The following is a 19,582-nucleotide window of genomic DNA, read 5'->3' on the forward strand; positions in this document are numbered from 1 at the left end:
ATGACGTTAAGGTCAAGCTGCCTCACGCATACCGAAGCCGGGCGGACCGCCGGCTCTCTTCTTCGAATGCGGACAAGGTCTCAGGTTCTCGAGAACCTTCGCTAGACATGGGCAACTCGGCCTCTGTTGGAAGGGGTTGCACGATTGCCTGACAACCGGAAAGGACTGTGCCCCTCCCCCTCGCCAGCAGGATCTGAGAAGTTCAGAGCCAGCACTCCACCTGAGCGGAAACCCAATTCCTTGGCAGCTATACGGTTGCTGGGCTGCTGAAGGCTTTTCTCAATGTGCCGGTAAGTCATTGAGAACGATGGTGAGCGCGCTGGGACTCGAACCCAGGATCCTCTGATTAAAGTTAGATCCTCTTTTCGGCTTTCAGGCCAGCGGCCGCCGCTTCCAGGTCTGGTCTGAGGGAGTGGGTCAGCAGCCCAACGGACCGGCGGGGCTTTCCGCTGCGGATAGGGACCGGAACAAGATCTCTCAACGATGGGGGGACAGCTCCCGCTCCCGACAATGCCATGGTAAGCACTGTATTGGACGGACGATAGGGAGCGGAGATCCTTCAATCAAGATGCAATTCCCACAGGCGTCGCGTTTTGGGCCGCACTCAAGCAGGAGTTCGCAGCTTAGGACGACCGCCCGCGGACGCGATGCTGCTCCACATTGCCCGCATCCGCATCCATCCAACTGCGCCCCTTTTTTTGCTGCCGCCGGAGCTTCGGGCCCCTGTCCCGCCGTGATCTCCCGTCGGGTCTCCCGTGGTGGGACACAGAGCTGGCAACGAGCTTCTCCTCGATTTTAGCATTGAGGTTTGCTCGGAGGTCTACGACTGCCTCCATGTCCTCGAACACGCCCGGATACCGCTGAGCCAGCCAGAGCCAACTGGTGACGATCTTCACCCGGGCTTCCAGTTTCAGGAGATCGGTGTTGATGCCGAAGTCCGGCGCCTGAACGCGCCCGTCACGCACGTGCTGCCGGGCCCAGTCGAGCAGCAGGTCGACCGCCATTTGCTCCCGGCCATCGACGGGCGCCATCGAGTACGATAGGCGGACGAGGATCGGCAGATCCACGGCGTCGAGGAGTGTTGCCAGTTCGATCATCTCCTCCATGTCTGCCATGCGAAGATCCGGATGGCCGGCAACCAGGGTGTCGTTCAGATGCCGGAGAACACGACCGAGCCGATCAGTTTGCAGTACTTCACTGGCCGACGAAACCGTCTCCTGGTTGGGGCGGACATAGGCCTTTCCCCGCAGCTTGCCGGCGTCGCCTTTCAGGGCATTTCCAATCATGGTCTCGACCTGCGCATAGCCTCCCGCTTCCGGCAGGGCCGTCACAAGCCCTTCGTCATGGTGACCGAAGCGCCCTGCCCGGCCGGCGATCTGCTTGATCTCCATGGCAGTGAGTTGCCGCTCGCGCACACCATCGAACTTGCGCAAGGTGGAGAACACGACGCGGCGCAACGGGCCGATGTTCAGGCCCATGCCAATGGCATCCGTCGCCACGAGAATTTCAGCCTCGCCGTTACGGAAGCGCGCCGCCTCGGCCCTGCGAACCTCCGGTCCAAGGGCGCCATAAACGGTGGCAACCGTGCGCCCGGCCTGCACCAGTTGCGCCCGGAGATCGTGAACATTCCTGCGGGTGAAAGCTACGACCGCATCCCCGCGGGACAGCTTCTTGAGATTGGCCGGAACGCCTTCGACGCGCAGCTTGCCCTTGCGCTTCAGGATCTTCACCTCCAGCCGTTCACCGGTCATCGCGAGCAGGTGCTCGACGAGCGGGATCGCCTCCGGCGCGCCAGTCAGGACCACCAGGCGCGCGGGAGCTCCGATCATGGCCTGAGTCCATGCCCAACCCCGGTTCGGATCACCGAGCATCTGGACCTCATCGATCACGCAGACATCAACCACCCGGTGCAGATCCAGCGTCTCGATGGTGCGAGCGATATGGGTCACGCCTTCGGGCAAAACGCGCTCCTCGCCCGTCACCATCCCCGCGGCCATGCCCGCCTCGCTCATGCGCTCATAGTGCTCCAGCGCGAGGAGGCGTAAGGGGGACAGGATCTCGGCCGTCTCGGCCTCACCGGCGAATTGCAGAGCCTCATAGGTCTTGCCGGAATTGGTCGGTCCGGCCAGGAACAGGAACCTGCGGTTCAAGGAGCGGGCTACCGGAAAGATCGCGGCATAGCGCTCATAGCCGGATGCCTCGCGGATCTGCGCCTCGCGTAGGTGCCGGAGCCGTCTGGCAGCAGCCTTGGAGCGGAGATCGTCGAGCTTTTGCCGCAGCTTGCGCCCAGCCCCGGCCGGGCCGCCCTTGTCTGAGGCATGGATCCGGTCGAGCCTCTCGATCGCAGCCTGAATACCGTCCAGGATGGCTTGGCGCTCTGCAGCGTCGTCATAAGCGGCAAGATAGGTCTCAAGCTCATCGCGCCAGCTTGCCAGTTCCGCCTCACAGACTGCGAAGGTGGCATCGCGCAGCTCGATCAGCCTGGCCTTGAGGGCATCAGATGCCGCGGCAATTTCATCCCGCCCGACACGGGCCGAATCCAGGACCACGGCTGCAACGTCCAGGGGCTCGGCAAAGGCGAACTCGATGACGATATCCGTGGAGCCGCGGTCTAGCAGGATCTGCATAGGCTGGCTGAACACCGCCCGGTAGCCGGCAAAGACGCGCTCCGACTTCCACCGGCCGCTTTCGATCTTGCGGACATCCTCCGCCACATAGATGCCCGTGTTCGTCCGGACAGGCGCGAGGATGCTCTGCCGCCGCCGATGGGCCGCATCATCAATCGGCTGGACGGTAGGGGGATCGACTCTCTTGGGCTTGGAGCGCGCATGTCTTTCGGCATCACCATTCTCCCCCTGCATTCGCCACGCTGGGACCTCGGCCGCCAGCTGGGCAATAGTTTCAGGGTCGAACATGGGAGCTTCAACAATGCGCCCTCGCTTCTGGAGCGTCCGGTACTCGGCAACTGGGATCAGTCCGGCCTCGATCCAGCGCTCGCACTCGGCCGCGCTGGCAAGCAGGAGCCCGGGTAGGTGATTGATGCCGACGAAGGCTTTCGATTTCTTAGACATCTATAATTCCGCAGGGCAAAGCACGTTTGCCATTGCTCCAGACTCGTTGAACGGGCGCCTTCTACCGCAGCATTGGCTACGCGCCGGAGTTCAACTCCGGAAGAGCGCAGTTGTTTTCAGGAGGGTGGTGTTGAGCGCTGCCGCCCGGGGCTTTCGGACACGTTCCTGACTTCGCATGGATTTCGAGGTTTGTGTATGGAGCTGTCAGGTTTTTTCTTGGTTTTAGATGTCGATGGCGGGCTCCGATATCAAGGGATCCGCCGTCGTGGGCGGACTTCATTCACACCATTTGTTCCGATGAAAAGCTCGCCGGCCCGATCCGGCGAGCTCGCTGGAGACAGCAAAGTTTGGTCAGAAGGGGATTATCTGCGCCTCTCAAAAACGTCCATGTTCCTCGTCCGAGGAGACATTTGGCTGCCATTCGGAGCCCAGGTTCCCACATCAATTGTGGAACTGATCAGGCATTCAGGTGTCAACGGGCGTTCTTGACCAGGGCAAGGAGGCAAGTCGCTTCCATATCGCCACCTCTTGAAGCCCGTTGAAGGACTCGCTCGATGGTTTCGCCGTCACCGGGTGAGTGCCGGTCGCCGACGGCAAGCACGTGCTCGTACAAGGCTCGATCCGCTGGCTCGAGGCCCCACACCGAGGCGAACGCCGCCTGTGTCTCCTCCTGGGTGGCGTCGGGGACGTCCGCTGCCACAAAGGCGTAGGCCAACTCGCACAAACCGCCGGCGCCGATCGTCCGGTCCTCCGCAAGTGACCCGAAGGCCCGCCGGACCGCTTGCTCGATCAACTGTTCACGCTCATCGGTCACCAGGGCACCTCCAGCGGCTGTCAGCATCAGGCTACCCGAACTCCCGTCACCGACGATAGGCGGGATCCTTGCAGGTGTTGGCTTCCGAGAACACGACCGGCTGGCGCTCAAGCCCCCACACCCACTCGCCCGCTCGCTCGGGGTGGGCTTGGAAGTGGGCATTGCGTTCAGCCAGGTAGCGGTCGATCGCTGCGTTCGCCTCCTCCGCAGAGGGATACTTGCTGTTGTGGATGACGGCGCGTGCCATGCCGCTGAAGACGGCTTCAATGACATTCAGGAACGGCGCACAGGACGGCAGCGGCACAGCCGTGATCTGCGGCCCACCCCTGACCTGAGCCTCGGCATTCTGCTGCGCCAGCCAGTCCTTGAGCCGGTTCGACGTGTGCCAGGACGCCGCGTCCCAGGACAGGTAGAGCTGACGGCACGCCGCATACTTCGTGGTGAGGATCTCGATCAGCCGGATCATCTCGGCTGTGTTCTTGTTCGCGCTATAGACATGCGTGACCTGGTTCGTCGACAGCTCCAGGGCTGCGGTCAGGATCAGCGTGCCGCGCGCCCTCTGCCGTGCAGGGACCGTCCGGACCGTGCCAGGAGGCGTCAGGGCTGTGCCGCCATGCTGCCTTACAATGAACGGCCCATACTCATCGATCGAGAAGAAGGCTTCGTTTGCTTGCACTGAAGCGAGCGTCGAGCGCAGGGTGCGAACCCTCTCCGAGTAGTCCGGGTCGGTCGATGTGAGCACCTTGCGGGCTTTGAGCCAGCGCCAGCCGGCCTGGTGCGTGATCATGCGGATCGTATCCCGGCACGCTGGGCTGCCTTTCACCGCCAGAGCGTGCTGCAACGTGCGCATGGTCCAGGCCGTCCGATTGATGCCATAGTTGAGCGGCGGCTCATGCAGGATCGTGAAGATCAGCCTCTTCAGGGGCTCGCTATCGACCTTCTTGTGGGTTGGCGGACGGGCGGCAAACAGCGCTGCTGCGCCGCCCCGTTCATAAGCCTGGCAGTAGCCGCCATAGGTCTTTTTCTGGATGCCGGGAAAGGCGCAGATCGCCGGCGGCGGCCAGCCCCGCAAGCTGCCGAGGACCACGAGCGATCGGTTGCGTACGTGGCGGCTATCATCCTGAAGCCGGCCCAGGAGCACGCCCGACCTATAGCGGAATCGTACCGACGCCAAACCTACACGTGGGAATTCGGTGGCGTTTACTCCCGAATACCGAAACGAACTCTTGCCTCGACCTGTCCCCATGGAATGGACCGCCTCGCCGATATGGCTATGCAGAGAGGGCGAAGATTGACCTGAACTCTCCCAGTCCCTCGCAGGTGAAGGTCACCGCCCGTCCGGCATCACGCCGGACCCAACCCTTCTCAAGCAGCCGTGACAGGATCGCGGCTCCCAATGCGCCGCCAAGATGGCTGCGCCGCTCGCTCCAGTCGAGGCAGGCCCGGCACACCGGACGGCGGCCTTTTTCCAACCGGATCAGGTCAATCCCGAACTCACCGAAGAACCCTCTTCCCTTGTCGGTCAGGAGCAACGGATCTTCGCCCGCGATGAAGCCCTGCTGCCTGGCTCCGTGCAGCAGCTCGACTCCTCGTTCGCCCGCGAGGTGATCGTAGCAGATGCGGGCAGCCCGCAATGCAGCATCCTTCGGCCCTGTTCGGACCCGGGTGGCACCCGTGCGCTGGGCCAAGCCCATCAACGCCTCCAGGACCTGCGCCACGTCCGGGCCCGAGAGCCGGAAGTACCGATGCCGTCCTTGCTTCTCCGCCGTGAGCAGGTTGGCGGCATCGAGCTTCGACAGATGCCCGCTGGCAGTCTGGATCGTCACGCCCGCAGCCTCGGCCAGTTCACTCACCGTCAGCGCTCGCCCGTCCATGAGGGCCGTGAGGATGTTGGCCCGGGCCGGATCTCCCAGGAGCGCGGCCACGGAAGCGATGACAGGACCTTCTTTCATACTTCGACCGTAGCCGAAGCAACGCAGTCGGGCAATCGGTTAGAAATCAATTCTCACGCGCTTCAAGAGGACACCCGAGCATGATCACCTGTTTCATCCGCTACGAGATCGACCCGTTCAAGGTCGGTGCCTTTGACGAGTACGCCCGCAACTGGGGCCAGGCCATTCCCCGCTGCGGCGCGGACCTCATCGGCTACTATTCTCCCCACGAGGGCTCGAGCACGGTCGCGTATGGGGTTTACAACATCGAGAGCCTGGCCGACTACGAGGCCTATCGCGAGCGCCTGCGCAACGATCCACTCGGACGAGCCAATTACGAGTTCGCCAAGAAGGAGCAATTCATCCGCCGCGAGGACCGGATCTTCCTGCGCCTAGCCTCGGCACCGTATGCGGATCGGATCCGGCCATGATCGCGGTGATCTTCGAAGTGCGCCCGGCCGAGGGCGAGACGCAGCACTACCTCGATCTGGCGGCCGCCCTCCGCGATGATCTTGTCTCGATCGACGGCTTCATCTCCATCGAGCGCTTCCAGAGCCTAACGGAGCCGGGAAAGATCCTCTCGCTCTCGTTCTGGCGCGATGAGGAGGCCGTGCGGCAGTGGCGCAACCGTCCCGGGCACCGCGCGACCCAGGCCAAGGGACGCAACGGCGTCTTCGCTGATTATCGCCTGCGGGTTGCCAGCGTCATCCGGGACTACGGCCTGCATGACCGGGATCAGGCCCCAGCCGATAGCCGCCGTGTTCATGAGGAGCGCCATGCTGTCAAAGGCTGCTGATCAGGGAATGGTCCGCTCACGTCATCTCGTCGGAGCAGCGCTCGGCCATTTCATCCGCGGAAGACCGGTGAGGCTGGACGATCTTTGAAAACCCTCCTTGGACCTTCAGTCGCTGATCTCCACTGTGGTGGCTTCTGCGACTGAATGCCGGAAGCGACCGTCACGCAAATCTCGGGCCTCCTGAGGGTGCTCGCTTCTGGGAGCGAGGCTCGGCTCTGGGTCAACCTTTCGCATTCTGGCCGCCCATTGAATGTCAGCTCCTGAGCACATAGGCGGACAATGCGCTAGCGTCTCAGGAGTGCCAGGAAGAGACCTTCCGCAGCCCCTCGTTAGGCTCATCCCCATCTGGCCAACTCAAGCTCGACACAGCATTTAGAGAGGAGTAAAATGACTGACTAGTCAGTCAGGAAGCGAGGCAGCGACGGTGGTGGCAAAGCGACATGCCTTTAAGAAAACCCCTGCCCGAAGCGAGAGCGATCGCCAAGCCAAGCTTCAGGCGATCCTCGACGCCGCGCTCGACGTCTTTCTGGAAAATGGTTTCGCAGAAGCCCGCCTCGACGACGTAGCCGCCCGGGCCGGCGTCGCCAAGGGTACGATTTACCTCTACGTGCCGTCCAAGCAGGCCCTGTTCGAGGCACTGGCACAATCCGGAATCGGCGGGGCGATCGGAACGCTCGAGCAAAAGGTACTTGCCCTCGACATTCCAGCCGAGGAGCAGTTCAAGGCCCTCTTTGCTTTCCTGCGCCAAGAGGTGCTTGGCACCCGCCGGGCCGATATCGTGCGCCTGCTGCTGCGGGAAGCGTCCCGCTTCCCCGAACTCGCGGAAATCTATCATCGCGAGGTCATCAGCCGCGGTCTGGGCCTCCTGCGCACCATTGCCGAGCGCGGCATCGCCCGCGGCGAGTTCCGCTCGGACGAGCTCGTGCGGTTTCCCCAGCTTGCCATTGCGCCGGGGCTGGTGGCGCTTCTCTGGACGAGTTTGTTCCAGCGCCTCGAGCCAATCGACGTCGGCGCGATGCTGGAGGCGCACCTCGCCCTGATGATGAAGGCGCTGAAAGGCCCCTCGTCATGAAACGCAGGCTGGCCATCGCTGCTCTTGTGGTCCTGCTCTTGGCGGGCGGAGCCAGCGCTTGGTTCCTGCTGCGCCCATGGGGAGGCGACGTCGGCTTTCAGGGCTACGTCGAAGGCTATTTGATCTTCATGGCGCCGGAAGACGGCGGGCGCATCGGACGCCTTGCAGTCGATTCCGCCGACCGGGTCACGCAAGGCCAACTGCTGTTCGAGCTCGAATCCTCCATGCAGATTGCTCAGCGTAATGAAGCCGACGCGCGGCTGCATCAGGCCAGGGCCCAGCTGACCGATCTCCAGGCTGCTCTGCAGCGCCCGGAGCAGATCGCAATCCTGAGGGCCCAGGAGGAGCGGGCAAAGGCGCAGCTCAGTCTCTCACAAGCCGAGCTCGACCGGCAACGCACTCTCTTCGAGCGCGGCATTGCCGCTAAGGCCCAGTTCGATCAGGCCCGCACGGCCTTCGAGCGCGACCGGGCCGCTGTGGAAGAGGCACAGCGCCAGATCGAAGCCGGACAGATCACTGGTCGTACCGCCGAGATCAGGGCTGCTGAAGCCTCCGTACAGGCCGCCGAGGCGGCTCTCCGCCAAGCCGAGACACGCCTCGCCCGCCGCCAGGTGTTCGCGCCCGCGGCAGCCCAGGTCCAGGACGTCTATTTCCGCGCTGGTGAGACGGTGAGTGCCAGCCAGCCGGTCCTCGCGCTGCTGCCGCCGGAGAACCGGCGCATCCGCTTCTACGTTCCGGAGCCGCGCCTCTCTACCCTTGTGCTGGGCACCCTCGTCGGTGTCTCCTGCGACAGTTGCCCGCCGGGCCTCCAGGCCCGCATCAGCTTCATCGCCCGCGAGGCCGAGTTCACCCCGCCTGTCATCTTCAGCGAGGAAGAGCGCGCCAAGCTTGTCTTCCGGGTTGAAGCGCGCCCCGTCGACAGCGCTGAATTGCCGATCGGCCTGCCTGTGACTGTCACACCCATCGAGACGGAGGCTGGATCATGAGCGCTGACCCGGCCGCCCTGCCCGCGCGCACCTCCGAGGTCGTCATCGACGTGCATGGGCTCACTAAGTCCTTCGGTGGCCGGACGGTGGTGCGAAATCTATCCATGCAGGTCCATCGCGGGCTGATCTACGGCTTCCTTGGCCCCAATGGCAGCGGCAAGACCACTACGCTGCGCATGCTCTGCGGACTGCTGACGCCGGACGACGGGCGCGGCACCTGCCTGGGCTATGACATCCGCACGCAGTCGGCCGAGATCAAACGCCACGTTGGTTACATGACTCAGCGTTTCTCCCTCTATGCGGATCTCTCGATCCGCGAAAACCTCGAATTCGTTGCCCGCGTCTATAACATCGCCGATCCGCACGCGGCGGCCCGCAACGCGATCCGGCGGCTCGGTCTAGAGAACCGCGCCGAGCAGCTCGCAGGTGAATTGTCGGGAGGCTGGAAGCAACGCTTGGCGCTCGGCGCCTGCATCTTGCCGGGCCCACAACTCCTGTTACTCGATGAGCCGACCGCCGGGGTCGACCCGAAGGCACGCCGAGATTTCTGGGATGAGATCCATGTGCTGGCCCATGAGGGTATCACAGTGCTGGTCTCAACCCACTACATGGACGAAGCCGAGCGCTGCCACGAGATTGCCTACATCGCCTACGGGGACCTGCTTACGCAGGGCTCGGTCGATGAGGTGATCGCGAACGCGCACCTGACCACCTATAATGTCACGGGTCCAGAGCTTGCGGATCTGGCAGAGCACCTGAAATCTCTCCCCGGCGTCGACATGGTCGCGCCCTTTGGCACGGCGCTGCACGTGAGCGGACGCGACGCGAAACGGCTGGACGCGGCGACGCAGGGCCTGCGCAAGAGCGGACCTCAGGTCTGGACCCCAGGCCATGCGAGTCTCGAGGATGTGTTCATCGACCTGATGAGCCGCACGAAAGACAACTTCGCATGAGCGCCGGACCGGTCATCACGCGGCGCACGCAGGGCCTTCGGGCTTCTATGGAGCGTATCTACGCCGCCTTCGTCAAGGAGCTGCTGCAGCTTCGTCGCGACCGCATCACGTTCGCGACGATGATCTTCATCCCGCTCTTCCAACTGTTCCTGTTCGGCTACGCCATCAACACCGATCCCAAACACCTGCCGACCGCAGTGCTGATCCAGGACGAGAGCTCGTTTGCACGCTCCTTCCTCGCGGCCATGCAGGTGAGCGAATATTTCGACATCCGGGCGAGCGCTACGAGCGAGGAGGAGCTCGATCATCTCATCCTGTCGGGCCGGGTCCAGTTCGGTGTGCAGATCCCGGCCCATTTCGGCCGCGACCTGATCCGCGGCGAACGCCCCGCCGTGCTGGTGATCGCGGATGCGAGCGATCCCGTGGCGGCTGGAGGCGCGGTGTCGGCCCTACAGGGTCTATCATCGAGTGTCTTCTCTCGCGAGCTTACCGGGCCGGTGGCCAATCTCGCGCCGAAGCCCCTGCCTTACGAATTGCGCATTCACCGCCGCTACAACCCGGCTGGCGAGACACGCCTCAACATAGTACCCGGCCTCATGGGCACAATCCTGACGTTAACTATGCTGATCTACACGGCACTCTCGGTCACGCGGGAGGTAGAACGCGGCACCATGGAGAGCCTGCTTGCCATGCCGATCCGCCCCGTCGAGATCATGCTGGGCAAGATCGGCCCCTATCTGGCAATCGGCGGTCTGCAGGCGGGATTGATCCTCGGGGCCGCCAAGCTCCTCTTCGGCGTGCCCATTATCGGCAGCCTCACGGTTCTCGTGGCGCTGACGCTGCTGTTCATCCTGGCCAACCTGTCGGTGGGCTACACCTTCTCGACCATTGCCGCAAGTCAGCTTCAGGCGATGCAGATGTCGTTCTTCTTCTTCCTTCCGAACATCCTGCTCTCGGGCTTCATGTTCCCGTTCCGCGGCATGCCGGGCTGGGCGCAGATGATTGGGGAGGTGCTGCCCTTGACCCACTATTTACGTATCGTGCGCGGTATCATGCTGAAAGGGGCGGGCTTTATGGATCTTCAGGTCGACGTGCTGGCGCTCGCCGCCTTCACATTGGCGGCGATGATCATTGCCGTCCTGCGGTTTCGTCAGACGCTCGATTGAGCTTCTCAGCGGGAATTTGGCGCGAGTCCTGAGTATAGACCGAACGTATGCAGGGAAGTCTGTAAACGGTTATGCAGCGAGCCGTTGAGCCGGAAGTCTCCTTGGACTCAAACCAAGAAACTCCCTGCCTTTCACGCACGTCCAGTGTTTGGGCCTAAAGCGAACATGCAGACCACTTCCGAGAAGTGCCATGAGCCGACCCTCCTGTCATAGCGAGGTGGAGAAAGTCGGCAGCCCGGATCATCTCAAGTTCGGCATCTCGCATCTTCTCCGGAGTACCGGATCTTCGACTTCCTCAGCGTATTCCTGCGGAGCCAATGCTGGCGCGGTTCCTCCTCCCTCTTCCTTGGCCGCAGGGCTCGGTCGGCTTAACGAAGGATCGAGCCGCGGTCGTCCGACAGGGTCTCGGTTCTTCCGGCACTGAAGGAGCTGGGCACTGCGAGCCTTCAGTATCCCGGGATCGCCGGAGGGAAGCCGTTCCGGCTGCGATCGATGATACGGACGGCATCGTCGAAGCCGATCTCCGGCAGCAGCGGGAGATCCTCTCCGCCGGTCCGGCCCAAGTGGTCCTGGAGTTCGCTCGAAGCGCGGTTCCGGCGGCGGGGGCCGCCGTCCCGGACGGGCGGGATGCTATGGGTGGCTCGGCTGGGTCTCTGCCTTTGTCAGTGCCAGCATTCCCACTGAGGCAGTCACCGCCACTCCAACCAGCCAATTCAGGAACATCCGTCGTGACAGCATGGGTTGCGTCGCAAATTTGGAGCAGAGACGCGACGATGGCTGACACTCCGTTGCAGGTCAGGCGGCAAGCAAATCGAACTGCTCTGCCAGTGAAGGCTGCGGACTGCAGGTATACTTCGCCTGTCCTTTCCGCATCATGTGTACCATCTCGATGCCACCCAAGTTCGCCCGAGCGGATGCCATCGATTTGAATCCGAGCATCGGTCGAACCCGCCGCTTAATAGCGCAATGATCCTGTTCGACACGATTGTTGAGGTAGCGACTCTGTCGGGTTCGGATTGGCTTCAGTCCGCGCCGTGACCGATCCTGGAGCCGGTCAGTGGTATCGCAAGATAGGATCGCCTCCTGGTTCGTTTGGCTGCCATCGATCACGATCTGCCCGGGCCGGCCGTGGCGCTTGAGCGCCTTGCGCAGGAAATGCTTGGCCGCGGTGAGATTTCGGCGCTCGCTGAACCAGAACTCGACCGTGTCGCAATTGCATCGATCGCGCGGTAAAGATAGCGCCACCAGCCTCGGACCTTGATGTATGTTTCGTCGATGTGCCACTTGCCGGTGACCGCTCGCTTGCGGCGGTTGAACCGCTCGAGAAGCTCGGGTGAGTGACGGACCACCCAACGGCCGACCGTGGCGTGATCGATGGAGATGCCCCGCTCGGCCATCATCTCCTCGAGATCGCGCAGGCTCAGACTGTAAGCCAAGTACCACCGGACACAGAGCAGGATGACTGAGCGATCAAAATGTCTGCCCTTGAACACGCAATCCTCCATCCCTGAGCCCCGGGAGGATTGGATAAAACTCTGAAACAAATTGTTGCGACAGATCCACCAGAGCGCCGACACCGCGAGCCGTCATCAGGAGGCGTGCCTGATTCTGACGCGCCAACGCGATGAGGCGGCGCCTGAGGATGTCAATCTGTGGACTTACCTCCTGCAACGCTGCTGGAACCGCCTCAACAGCATCCTTCAGCGGTCCGTTGGCCACCAGTTCGTGCGCACGATCGGTGAACGGCGTTCTCATTCATGAAGAGGAGACTTAAATGAATGGAACCGACATCCAAGGCTGCCTGCGCCCATGACATATACGGTGCCCCTATGCATCATCTGCTGGAGCAGGCTGCCTTCTCATAGCTGCCGCCGATGTGAAAGGCCGATTTGCCTTTGATCTACGCACGAATGCGGCAGCCAGACGCCTTTTCTCGAGGGTAACCGTAAGTATTGACCTTTGATGTCGAATAACCAGTCCCAAGTAGTGCTTCCGCGAATTTGATTGCAACGGTCACGCCATCAATGACAGGTACCCCGGTTGCTACCCTGAGGCGGTCACAGAGCGAGGACATGCCCGCGCAACCGAGAATGATGGCCTCGGCGCGGTCCTCTCGCTTGGCGACCTCAATTTCTCCGAGCAGCCGTTGCTCCGCTTCTGCCGGGTTCTCTTCAAGCCCTAGCACCGGTAGATTGATCGCTCTTACGTTACGACAATGGCGATCCGCACCGTATTCGCTTATCAGATCTTCAATAATCGAAACCGAGCGGGGCAAAGTGGTAACGACGGAGAAACGGCGGCTGATCATCATAGCGGTCTGTACCGCCGCTTGGCAGATACCAATGACAGGGCCCTGAGCCACCTCACGTGCGGCGTGAAGACCTGGATCGTCAAAGCAAGCGATTACATAGGCGTCAACGCCTTGTGACTCACCCTTTCGAATTTCGGCAAGCAATCCGGGCACCGCCATGGCTTCATCCGCCTCACCCTCAATACTCGCCGGAGCACTGATAGGATTGACGGCAGATACCTGAGTATTCTCGTGCTTAACGCGCAACGCGCTTTCAAGAGCCTGAGCAGTCATCGAGGCAGTCGAGTTGGGATTGATGAGGCGAATATGCATGATCGTTCTTTTGGGATGCTGCCTAGTCACGGCAGGGTTCAATAAAGTCGGTGATGGGAGGAGCCTTCAGGACAAACTGACGATCGGAGGCGATGTAATTGTCAGCATGAAGGCGAGCGATTGGCTGGTAGTGTTCGGGATTCACGTAACGTCCATCGGCATCAAGGCAGTCACGTCGTACGTGCATATGGACGACCTCACCCAGCACAAGGGTGCGGCGCGGATAATCGATGAGGCGCTCGACGCGGCATTCGAAAACGCAAGGCGCCTCTTCTGCATAACTGGCGTCAATCTTTCGGCATTGGACCGCATTGAGACCGGCTATGGACAGTTCATCGACTTCACTATCGAATCCGAGGCCGCAGATCAGCATCTGCCGTGACAATGCCAGGTCAACCATATTGATGGCAAAGACCTGTGCCTGGCGTATATTGACCATAGTGTCCTTTTCTTCGCCGGTCGGGCGCGGCTGGATACCGAGTACAACAATGGCTGGATCATGCGAAAAGACATTGAAGAAGCTCATGGGAGCAGCATTGTTGTGTCCTCCCGGCGAACGTGTCGTGACAAGCGCAATAGGACGCGGACCGATAAAATTGGTCAGCAAACGGTAGCGGCCCTGTGGTTCAAGTTCTTCGAAGTCGAATTCCATGAATGCCTCAGCAAACTTACTTTTGTCTACAACATTAATCCGGATTGTCGACAACTTTGCAACGAAAAACGGCCTGAATCAGTTGACAATTTTGCCGAATTCCCGCTTGTCTACCTGCTGGGTAGAGAGGCAGGAACAATCAAATGGGAGCTTCGACAGAGCAGATTGTCGAGAAAGTTTGGCTGTCTATTGCCGAGCGCCGGCTGCGGCCTGGCGTCCAATTGAAGGAAGAGCAGCTGGCTTCTATTTTCAGTGTCAGCCGTGCGCGCATCCGCCAGGCGCTGGCTGCTCTTAAGCGAGATGGCTTGGTCACGATCATTCCCAACCGTGGGGCTTTTGTCTGCAAGCCATCTGTCGAAGAAGCGAGAGACGTTTTTTTCGTGCGCCGCACGGTCGAGCGCTGCGTCGTGCATCGGCTCTGCACATCCATTTCCAAAGCCGATATCAAGCGCCTGCGCGATCATGTTGCGAAAGAGCGGATTGCCATTGCTGAGGATAGTACCACGGACATCATCAAGCTTTCCGGAGGCTTCCACCTTCTGCTTGCTGAGATTACTGGATCGGATTTTCTGTTCAGTACGATGCGCGACCTGATCGCGCGTAGCTCGTTGATCACCGCGGTTTACCGGAATACCAGTAGTCTTAACTGCGGCCCGGATGAACATGCTGAAATTGTCGAGGCAATTGCAAAGAACAAGCCTGACAAAGCGACTGATCTTATGACGCATCATCTGGAGCATGTGGAATCTGAGCTTGATTTAAGTGAAGTGCGCGACCTTTCACATGACCTGCGTGCTGCGCTGGCATAAAACGCCATAGCCATTTGACCTCTCCCCCTTACTCCTCAACCCGCGCTGTTGGCGGTGCTTAGATACTCACCGCATTCTCATCAACCAGATGACAGGCTACACGGGTGCCGTTCGTCATTGTGCGCACTTCAGGCATCTCTACCGAACAGCGGGCTGTGGCGAATGGACAACGCGGATGAAAAGTGCAGCCGGACGGTGGCTTGAGCGGGCTTGGTACTTCACCACTCGACAGTTCGCGATCTCTGTTGGGCGATACGATATTCGGTATCGTTTGCAGCAATAGCCGGGTGTATGGATGTTGTGGCCGCGCAAAAAGCTCTTCAGTGTCGCCTTCCTCGACAATCCGCCCCAAATACATGACAGCGATGCGGTCAGACATATGACGCACAACACTCATATCATGACTAATGAAGAGATAGGTCAGCCCAAGTTCATCCTGAAGCTTCCGCATGAGGTTTAGAACTTGCGCTTGCACGGAAACATCAAGGGCCGATGTTGGCTCGTCACACACCAGGAACTCCGGCTCGCTCGCCAGAGCGCGTGCGATGGAAATACGTTGGCGTTGTCCGCCGGAAAACTCGTGCGGAAATTTATCTCCGTCTGACGGCGAAAGTCCTACAGTAAGTAAAAGCTCCCCCACCCGTTCGTTGATTTCGGAGGCATTCTCGCGCAACTTGAGCTCGCGTAATGGTTCAGCGATGATATTCTTGACCCGCCAGCGCGGATTGAGCGAGGCATAGGGATCCTGGAAAATCATTTGAGCGGACAGCCGCGCGCCATTGCGCCCCGAGGCAAAGTGCAACTTCCCGCTGCTTGGCCTGTGCAGACCTGTTACAAGCCGCGCCACAGTTGATTTGCCACAGCCGCTCTCGCCAACAATGCTAAGGCAGCCTCCCGCAGGAACCGCAAAGCTAATATCATTGACAGCATGAAGGAATTGACGGGATTTACGTTCGACCAAACGGTTGAGCCAAGGGGCGGAGACGTCGAATATCTTAACTAATCCTTCGACGGTCAGCGCCGGAGTTACTTGTGCTGAAATCGTCATGCGGTCCCTCCCGCGTTGACCCAGCAAGCACTTGCACCGGTGCCGACTGGAATGAGTTCAGGCCGTTCACGCACACAGCGGGGCCCAGCGGATCTGCAGCGCGGGTTGAAGGCGCAGCCATCTGGAATTGCATCAAGCCGTGGCATGGAACCGTCAATTTGGTTGAGCTTTTTCACGCGCGCTCCAAGCGACGGAATTGAGGCCATCAAACCCTGGGTATAAGGATGGCGTGGCGCGTGAAGGATTTGCTCAACCGGACCAATTTCAATGAGGCGCCCGGCATACATAACCGCGACCCGATCCGCCGCCTCAGCGATGACCCCCATATCATGAGTGACAAGCATGACCGCTGTCTGCTTTTCCTTGCATAGTCTCCGCAGTAGACAAATGATCTGTGCCTGGATCGAGACATCGAGCGCGGTTGTCGGTTCGTCGGCGATAATCAATTTGGGCGAAGCTGCAAGCGCCAGCGCAATAACGACACGCTGGCGCATCCCGCCAGAGAACTGATGAGGGTAGTGATCGATACGCTCCTCTGGTGAAGGAATACCAACATCACGCAACAACTGTACCGCGCCCTTGTGCGCTTCCATCTTGCTCATGGCCAGATGGTGACGAATGGTTTCGGTAAGCTGCGCACCGACTGTAAACAGCGGATTCAGCGAGGTCAGGGGGTCCTGAAAGATTGCGCCGATTTCGCGTCCGCGAATTTGTTCCATCGCGCGGTCGTTCAACGTATCGATCCGCCGGTTGCCAAGCCAGACCTCCCCGGCTGAAATCCGTCCTGGATGTTCGAGCAAACCTTGTATGGCGAGCCCCGTCATGGACTTGCCGGCGCCGGATTCACCGACCACGCCCAGAATCTCACCCGGCTGGACCGACAGGCTGACATCCGCAAGCGCGGTGACTGTCCGGTGCCGCCCGGGAAACTCTACACAGAGGCCGCGGACTTCGACGACGGGCTGCTGTGCGTCACCCATGGGCATCTACCTCAATCGGATAGCTGGGGGAAAAGATTTCGGAAATCGGTGGATGGCCCCAGCTTCGTTCGGGATACTTAGCGATAAGCCCATCATACTGAGCTTGGGCCCGAGAGCGCGCCGCTTCCATGTCAAAACCTGCAACCTTGCGCTCCAGCATGGACACGCGACCATCGACAAAGACGGCGCGCGTCACCTTGCCGGAGCCGCCGGTAACCAGGGTGGTAATCGGATCGATCGAGGGCGCCATCACTGTATCGTCGAGGTCGAAAACGGCAATATCCGCCCTCGCACCGGCGGAAAGACGGCCAAGATCGGAGCGGCCGAGCGCGCGCGCCCCACCGAGAGTTGCGGCGTCGAACAGATCGGCCGAGCGCACCTGATCCGGCACACGATCATTGATACGGCAGGTGATAAGACCAACCAACAGGTTCAGGAGCATATCGGCGGGGCTGGTATCCGTGCCCATAGCGATATTGATGCCACGCTTTCGACAGGCGGAGAACGAGTTGAGGGTGCTGCCACCGCGCCCAGAGACAATTGGGCAGTGCACGATCGTCACGCCGTGCGACGCATAGAGCGTAAGATCTTCTTGCGTCGCATTGGTGGCATGCGGCGCAATCAGCCGTTCGCTCAGCAGGCCCATACCTGCAAGCCAGACTGGCGCGGTGGTGCCGTGCAACATTCGCACTGTATCGACCTCCATCGAACCTTGCGCCATGTGCAGCCGGAACTTGCAGCCAAGGTCGCGAGCGGCCGCGTCGGTGCGCTGCAACAAAGCAAGTGTCGAGGTTTCGACTCGATCCGGCGCCAGCATGCCTCGGATGAGATCGCCATGCCGCCCGCTTTGGCGCTCAATATAGGCGACAGCATCGTTGAGACCCTGAAAGCCGCGCTCCTCGTTGAAGACCGGAACCAGGTGGCCTGGCCTCTCCAGAACCATGCCGCCCGAACGATAGGCAGGGCTCAAATAGACACGCAGGCCAAGCTCGCCGGCGGCATCCGCCGCAGCATCGAATTCAGCGACCGTTTCGCCCCACTCGCGATAGAAGAGCGAAGCGATGGGGGCGGCAGTGGTGATGCCGTTCAGGAGAAGCTGGCCAAAAGCAAAACGCTTTTGGAAGGCCAATTCCTCCTGGGTGTACATTTCGTAAGGACCTGAATCGACATAGGAGCGTGGCCAGACACGGCCTTTGGCCCAACCTGGATGGTTATCTATGCCAAGGACGGTGGTATCGAGATCGGACAGCGCGTCGAGATCAATGAAACCAGGGCTGATCAATGCATTGCCGAAGTCGATCCGTCGGGCCACTTCGCCCGGGAAACGATGCCCGACGAAAACAATCTCGCCGTTCTCGAACACGACCTCGCCATTCGGCAGAAGACGATGGCTACCATCCTTGTGACCGACCACCCAGCTTGCCGTGATCAGAGAGCGCCCGCCGGGTCGCTGGCCGAGTGCCAGCGTCGTGAAATCTTCTTCGATCATGGCATGTCCACCACTGCCTGTCCCCGCCTGGCCGTAACGCGTCCACGTTTGATAACCAGTGGACGTGGGGCGACATCGACCACGGCATGGGCGAGGGTTTCTCCGGTCAGCAGCGTGAGATCCGCATTGCAGCCAATCTCGAGGCCATAGTCCTCAAGACGCATAACATCTGCGCCGCCCTGCGAAACAATGTGAAGCACTTGTTCCAACTCGGCATCTGAGCGCACGCCATTCTTCATCCCGATCACCTTGGCGCGATCGAGCATGTCCGGTTGCCCCCATGGCCCCCAGGTATCACGAATACCGTCGCAGCCGCCGCCGACGCGCACACCTGCTGCCTTCAGGCGCATGATGGACGGCACGGTGGCTGAGGGAGCGCCCGTTGTAAGAATAGCAATATCGAGCTTTGCAATCTCCTCGATCAGCTTTCCGACGCGAATATAATCATTCATTCCAAGCGCGAACGCATGGCTGATTGCAACCTTGCCCTCCATGCCGTTGGCGCGGACACGCTCAAAAATGAGTTCCATCGTGAAAGCGCCGAGATCACCAACCTCATGCAGATGAATGTCGATCGAGACGCCATGTTTCGCGGCGAGCCCGAAGAGAATGTCGAGCTGTCCTTTGGGATCACGGTCTATACCACAGGGGTCTATGCCGCCTAGCACTTCACAGCCCTGCTTCAGCGCCTCGTCGAGCAGATCAGCCGTCCCCGGCATGGCCATCACGCCAGACTGAGGGAAAGCGACGATTTCAATGTCGATGATACCGTCGAGCGTCTCGCGTGTTTCCCAAACGCCCTCGACCAGGGACAGCTTGTGAACCGGATCAATATCGACATGGCTCCGGATATGGGTGCTACCATGAGCAACGAGGCCAATGGCATGGCGCATCGACTGGCGATGCGGATCAATGCCAATGGCGCTCCGGTTTTCCCGCTCAAAGTCGATCCGCTCCCGCAGGATCGCGGCACGGTTGTTCACATGCCACGGCATGCCCCAGGTGGTCTTGTCGAGATGAGTATGTGCATCAATCAGGCCAGGAACCACGATCGAATTGCCGCCATCCTCCACGGGTTGCCCTGGCTCGGGCTCAAAATTCCCCAAACCGGCAATCTTTCCGTCCTTGATGAGGATATCGCAGGCCCTGCCACCCATCGGCCGGACATTGCGGAGCAGAAGATTGTTCATAG

The 19,582-nt window shown here is 60.6% G+C and carries 19 protein-coding genes; 7 read left to right on the forward strand and 12 right to left on the reverse strand.

Going from position 1 to position 19,582, the window contains the following annotated elements:
• Nucleotides 1-623: 623 nt before the first annotated feature.
• The 4 genes from AB8841_RS06340 to AB8841_RS06355 all read right to left on the reverse strand — a co-directional run bounded on the left by AB8841_RS06340 (nt 624) and on the right by AB8841_RS06355 (nt 5,837).
• Complete coding sequence (locus AB8841_RS06340) at nt 624-3,071, reverse strand: helicase-related protein (RefSeq protein WP_370434971.1); 2,448 nt, start codon at nt 3,069-3,071, stop codon at nt 624-626.
• A gap of 472 nt (nt 3,072-3,543) precedes the next feature.
• Nucleotides 3,544-3,885: a hypothetical protein gene (locus tag AB8841_RS06345; protein WP_370434972.1), complete on the reverse strand. Its 342-nt coding sequence runs from the start codon at nt 3,883-3,885 to the stop codon at nt 3,544-3,546.
• Between the two features lie 46 nt (nt 3,886-3,931).
• Nucleotides 3,932-4,972, reverse strand: coding sequence for an IS630 family transposase (locus tag AB8841_RS06350; RefSeq protein ID WP_370434973.1), 1,041 nt, complete (start codon nt 4,970-4,972; stop codon nt 3,932-3,934).
• 184 nt (nt 4,973-5,156) lie between these two features.
• Complete coding sequence (locus tag AB8841_RS06355) at nt 5,157-5,837, reverse strand: ArsR/SmtB family transcription factor (protein ID WP_370434974.1); 681 nt, start codon at nt 5,835-5,837, stop codon at nt 5,157-5,159.
• Between the two features lie 80 nt (nt 5,838-5,917).
• Here AB8841_RS06355 and AB8841_RS06360 point away from each other — a divergent pair, with 80 nt between their 5' ends.
• The 6 genes from AB8841_RS06360 (at nt 5,918) to AB8841_RS06385 (ending at nt 10,789) form a co-directional block, all read left to right on the forward strand.
• The gene (locus AB8841_RS06360) at nt 5,918-6,247 is read left to right on the forward strand and encodes an NIPSNAP family protein (RefSeq protein WP_370434975.1); all 330 of its coding nucleotides are present in this window, start codon (nt 5,918-5,920) and stop codon (nt 6,245-6,247) included.
• Entirely contained in the window at nt 6,244-6,612 is a 369-nt protein-coding gene (locus AB8841_RS06365) for an antibiotic biosynthesis monooxygenase (RefSeq protein ID WP_370434976.1), read from the forward strand. Before AB8841_RS06360 ends, AB8841_RS06365 begins: the two co-directional genes overlap by 4 nt.
• A 427-nt stretch (nt 6,613-7,039) precedes the next feature.
• Nucleotides 7,040-7,684 carry a TetR/AcrR family transcriptional regulator gene (locus tag AB8841_RS06370; RefSeq protein ID WP_370434977.1) on the forward strand — a complete coding sequence of 215 codons (645 nt, stop codon included), beginning with the start codon at nt 7,040-7,042 and terminating at the stop codon, nt 7,682-7,684.
• Nucleotides 7,681-8,670 (forward strand): HlyD family secretion protein, encoded by a 990-nt coding sequence (locus AB8841_RS06375; RefSeq protein WP_370434978.1) that lies wholly within the window; start codon nt 7,681-7,683, stop codon nt 8,668-8,670. Before AB8841_RS06370 ends, AB8841_RS06375 begins: the two co-directional genes overlap by 4 nt.
• Nucleotides 8,667-9,623: an ABC transporter ATP-binding protein gene (locus AB8841_RS06380; protein WP_370434979.1), complete on the forward strand. Its 957-nt coding sequence runs from the start codon at nt 8,667-8,669 to the stop codon at nt 9,621-9,623. The genes AB8841_RS06375 and AB8841_RS06380 overlap by 4 nt, the downstream gene beginning before the upstream one ends.
• The gene (locus AB8841_RS06385; RefSeq protein ID WP_370434980.1) at nt 9,620-10,789 is read left to right on the forward strand and encodes an ABC transporter permease; all 1,170 of its coding nucleotides are present in this window, start codon (nt 9,620-9,622) and stop codon (nt 10,787-10,789) included. The genes AB8841_RS06380 and AB8841_RS06385 overlap by 4 nt, the downstream gene beginning before the upstream one ends.
• 795 nt (nt 10,790-11,584) lie before the next feature.
• Here AB8841_RS06385 and AB8841_RS06390 read toward each other — a convergent pair.
• From AB8841_RS06390 to AB8841_RS06405, 4 genes are all read right to left on the reverse strand, one after another.
• A protein-coding gene (locus AB8841_RS06390; RefSeq protein ID WP_370435556.1) for an IS6 family transposase occupies nt 11,585-12,282 on the reverse strand; the annotation gives its coding sequence in 2 pieces (ribosomal slippage) (nt 11,585-12,006 and nt 12,006-12,282; 699 coding nt in all).
• The gene (locus AB8841_RS06395; protein WP_370435594.1) at nt 12,260-12,544 is read right to left on the reverse strand and encodes a hypothetical protein; all 285 of its coding nucleotides are present in this window, start codon (nt 12,542-12,544) and stop codon (nt 12,260-12,262) included. Before AB8841_RS06395 ends, AB8841_RS06390 begins: the two co-directional genes overlap by 23 nt.
• A 145-nt stretch (nt 12,545-12,689) precedes the next feature.
• On the reverse strand, nt 12,690-13,412 hold the full coding sequence (locus tag AB8841_RS06400; RefSeq protein WP_370434981.1) for an aspartate/glutamate racemase family protein: 723 nt from the start codon (nt 13,410-13,412) through the stop codon (nt 12,690-12,692).
• A gap of 22 nt (nt 13,413-13,434) precedes the next feature.
• A complete protein-coding gene (locus AB8841_RS06405) occupies nt 13,435-14,064 on the reverse strand; it encodes a flavin reductase family protein (RefSeq protein ID WP_370434982.1) in 630 nt (209 codons plus the stop codon).
• A gap of 143 nt (nt 14,065-14,207) precedes the next feature.
• Here AB8841_RS06405 and AB8841_RS06410 point away from each other — a divergent pair, with 143 nt between their 5' ends.
• Entirely contained in the window at nt 14,208-14,873 is a 666-nt protein-coding gene (locus tag AB8841_RS06410) for a GntR family transcriptional regulator (RefSeq protein WP_370434983.1), read from the forward strand.
• A 58-nt stretch (nt 14,874-14,931) separates the two neighbouring features.
• On the opposite strand, the gene AB8841_RS06415 is transcribed toward AB8841_RS06410, so the two are convergent.
• The 4 genes from AB8841_RS06415 to AB8841_RS06430 are packed head-to-tail and all read right to left on the reverse strand — an operon-like array spanning nt 14,932 to nt 19,580.
• Nucleotides 14,932-15,921, reverse strand: a complete 990-nt coding sequence (locus AB8841_RS06415) for an ABC transporter ATP-binding protein (protein WP_370434984.1) — start codon at nt 15,919-15,921, stop codon at nt 14,932-14,934.
• On the reverse strand, nt 15,918-16,901 hold the full coding sequence (locus AB8841_RS06420) for an ABC transporter ATP-binding protein (protein WP_370434985.1): 984 nt from the start codon (nt 16,899-16,901) through the stop codon (nt 15,918-15,920). The genes AB8841_RS06415 and AB8841_RS06420 overlap by 4 nt, the downstream gene beginning before the upstream one ends.
• On the reverse strand, nt 16,894-18,387 hold the full coding sequence (locus AB8841_RS06425; RefSeq protein ID WP_370435557.1) for an amidohydrolase family protein: 1,494 nt from the start codon (nt 18,385-18,387) through the stop codon (nt 16,894-16,896). Before AB8841_RS06425 ends, AB8841_RS06420 begins: the two co-directional genes overlap by 8 nt.
• Nucleotides 18,387-19,580 (reverse strand): amidohydrolase family protein, encoded by a 1,194-nt coding sequence (locus tag AB8841_RS06430; RefSeq protein ID WP_370434986.1) that lies wholly within the window; start codon nt 19,578-19,580, stop codon nt 18,387-18,389. Before AB8841_RS06430 ends, AB8841_RS06425 begins: the two co-directional genes overlap by 1 nt.
• Between the last annotated feature and the right edge of the window lie 2 nt (nt 19,581-19,582).

It is taken from the genome of Microvirga sp. TS319, from assembly GCF_041276405.1.
In the GTDB taxonomy this organism is placed as follows: Bacteria; Pseudomonadota; Alphaproteobacteria; order Rhizobiales; family Beijerinckiaceae; genus Microvirga.

Excerpts from the sequence above, each read along its gene's own strand:
- AB8841_RS06395 (WP_370435594.1), bottom strand. The coding sequence starts at position 12,544 with ATGAGAACGCCGTTCACCGATCGTGCGCACGAACTGGTGGCCAACGGA.
- AB8841_RS06400 (WP_370434981.1), bottom strand. The coding sequence starts at position 13,412 with ATGCATATTCGCCTCATCAATCCCAACTCGACTGCCTCGATGACTGCT.
- AB8841_RS06380 (WP_370434979.1), top strand. The coding sequence starts at position 8,667 with ATGAGCGCTGACCCGGCCGCCCTGCCCGCGCGCACCTCCGAGGTCGTC.
- AB8841_RS06420 (WP_370434985.1), bottom strand. The coding sequence starts at position 16,901 with ATGGGTGACGCACAGCAGCCCGTCGTCGAAGTCCGCGGCCTCTGTGTA.
- AB8841_RS06410 (WP_370434983.1), top strand. The coding sequence starts at position 14,208 with ATGGGAGCTTCGACAGAGCAGATTGTCGAGAAAGTTTGGCTGTCTATT.
- AB8841_RS06340 (WP_370434971.1), bottom strand. The coding sequence starts at position 3,071 with ATGTCTAAGAAATCGAAAGCCTTCGTCGGCATCAATCACCTACCCGGG.
- AB8841_RS06405 (WP_370434982.1), bottom strand. The coding sequence starts at position 14,064 with ATGGAATTCGACTTCGAAGAACTTGAACCACAGGGCCGCTACCGTTTG.
- AB8841_RS06365 (WP_370434976.1), top strand. The coding sequence starts at position 6,244 with ATGATCGCGGTGATCTTCGAAGTGCGCCCGGCCGAGGGCGAGACGCAG.
- AB8841_RS06385 (WP_370434980.1), top strand. The coding sequence starts at position 9,620 with ATGAGCGCCGGACCGGTCATCACGCGGCGCACGCAGGGCCTTCGGGCT.
- AB8841_RS06360 (WP_370434975.1), top strand. The coding sequence starts at position 5,918 with ATGATCACCTGTTTCATCCGCTACGAGATCGACCCGTTCAAGGTCGGT.
- AB8841_RS06375 (WP_370434978.1), top strand. The coding sequence starts at position 7,681 with ATGAAACGCAGGCTGGCCATCGCTGCTCTTGTGGTCCTGCTCTTGGCG.
- AB8841_RS06415 (WP_370434984.1), bottom strand. The coding sequence starts at position 15,921 with ATGACGATTTCAGCACAAGTAACTCCGGCGCTGACCGTCGAAGGATTA.
- AB8841_RS06430 (WP_370434986.1), bottom strand. The coding sequence starts at position 19,580 with ATGAACAATCTTCTGCTCCGCAATGTCCGGCCGATGGGTGGCAGGGCC.
- AB8841_RS06355 (WP_370434974.1), bottom strand. The coding sequence starts at position 5,837 with ATGAAAGAAGGTCCTGTCATCGCTTCCGTGGCCGCGCTCCTGGGAGAT.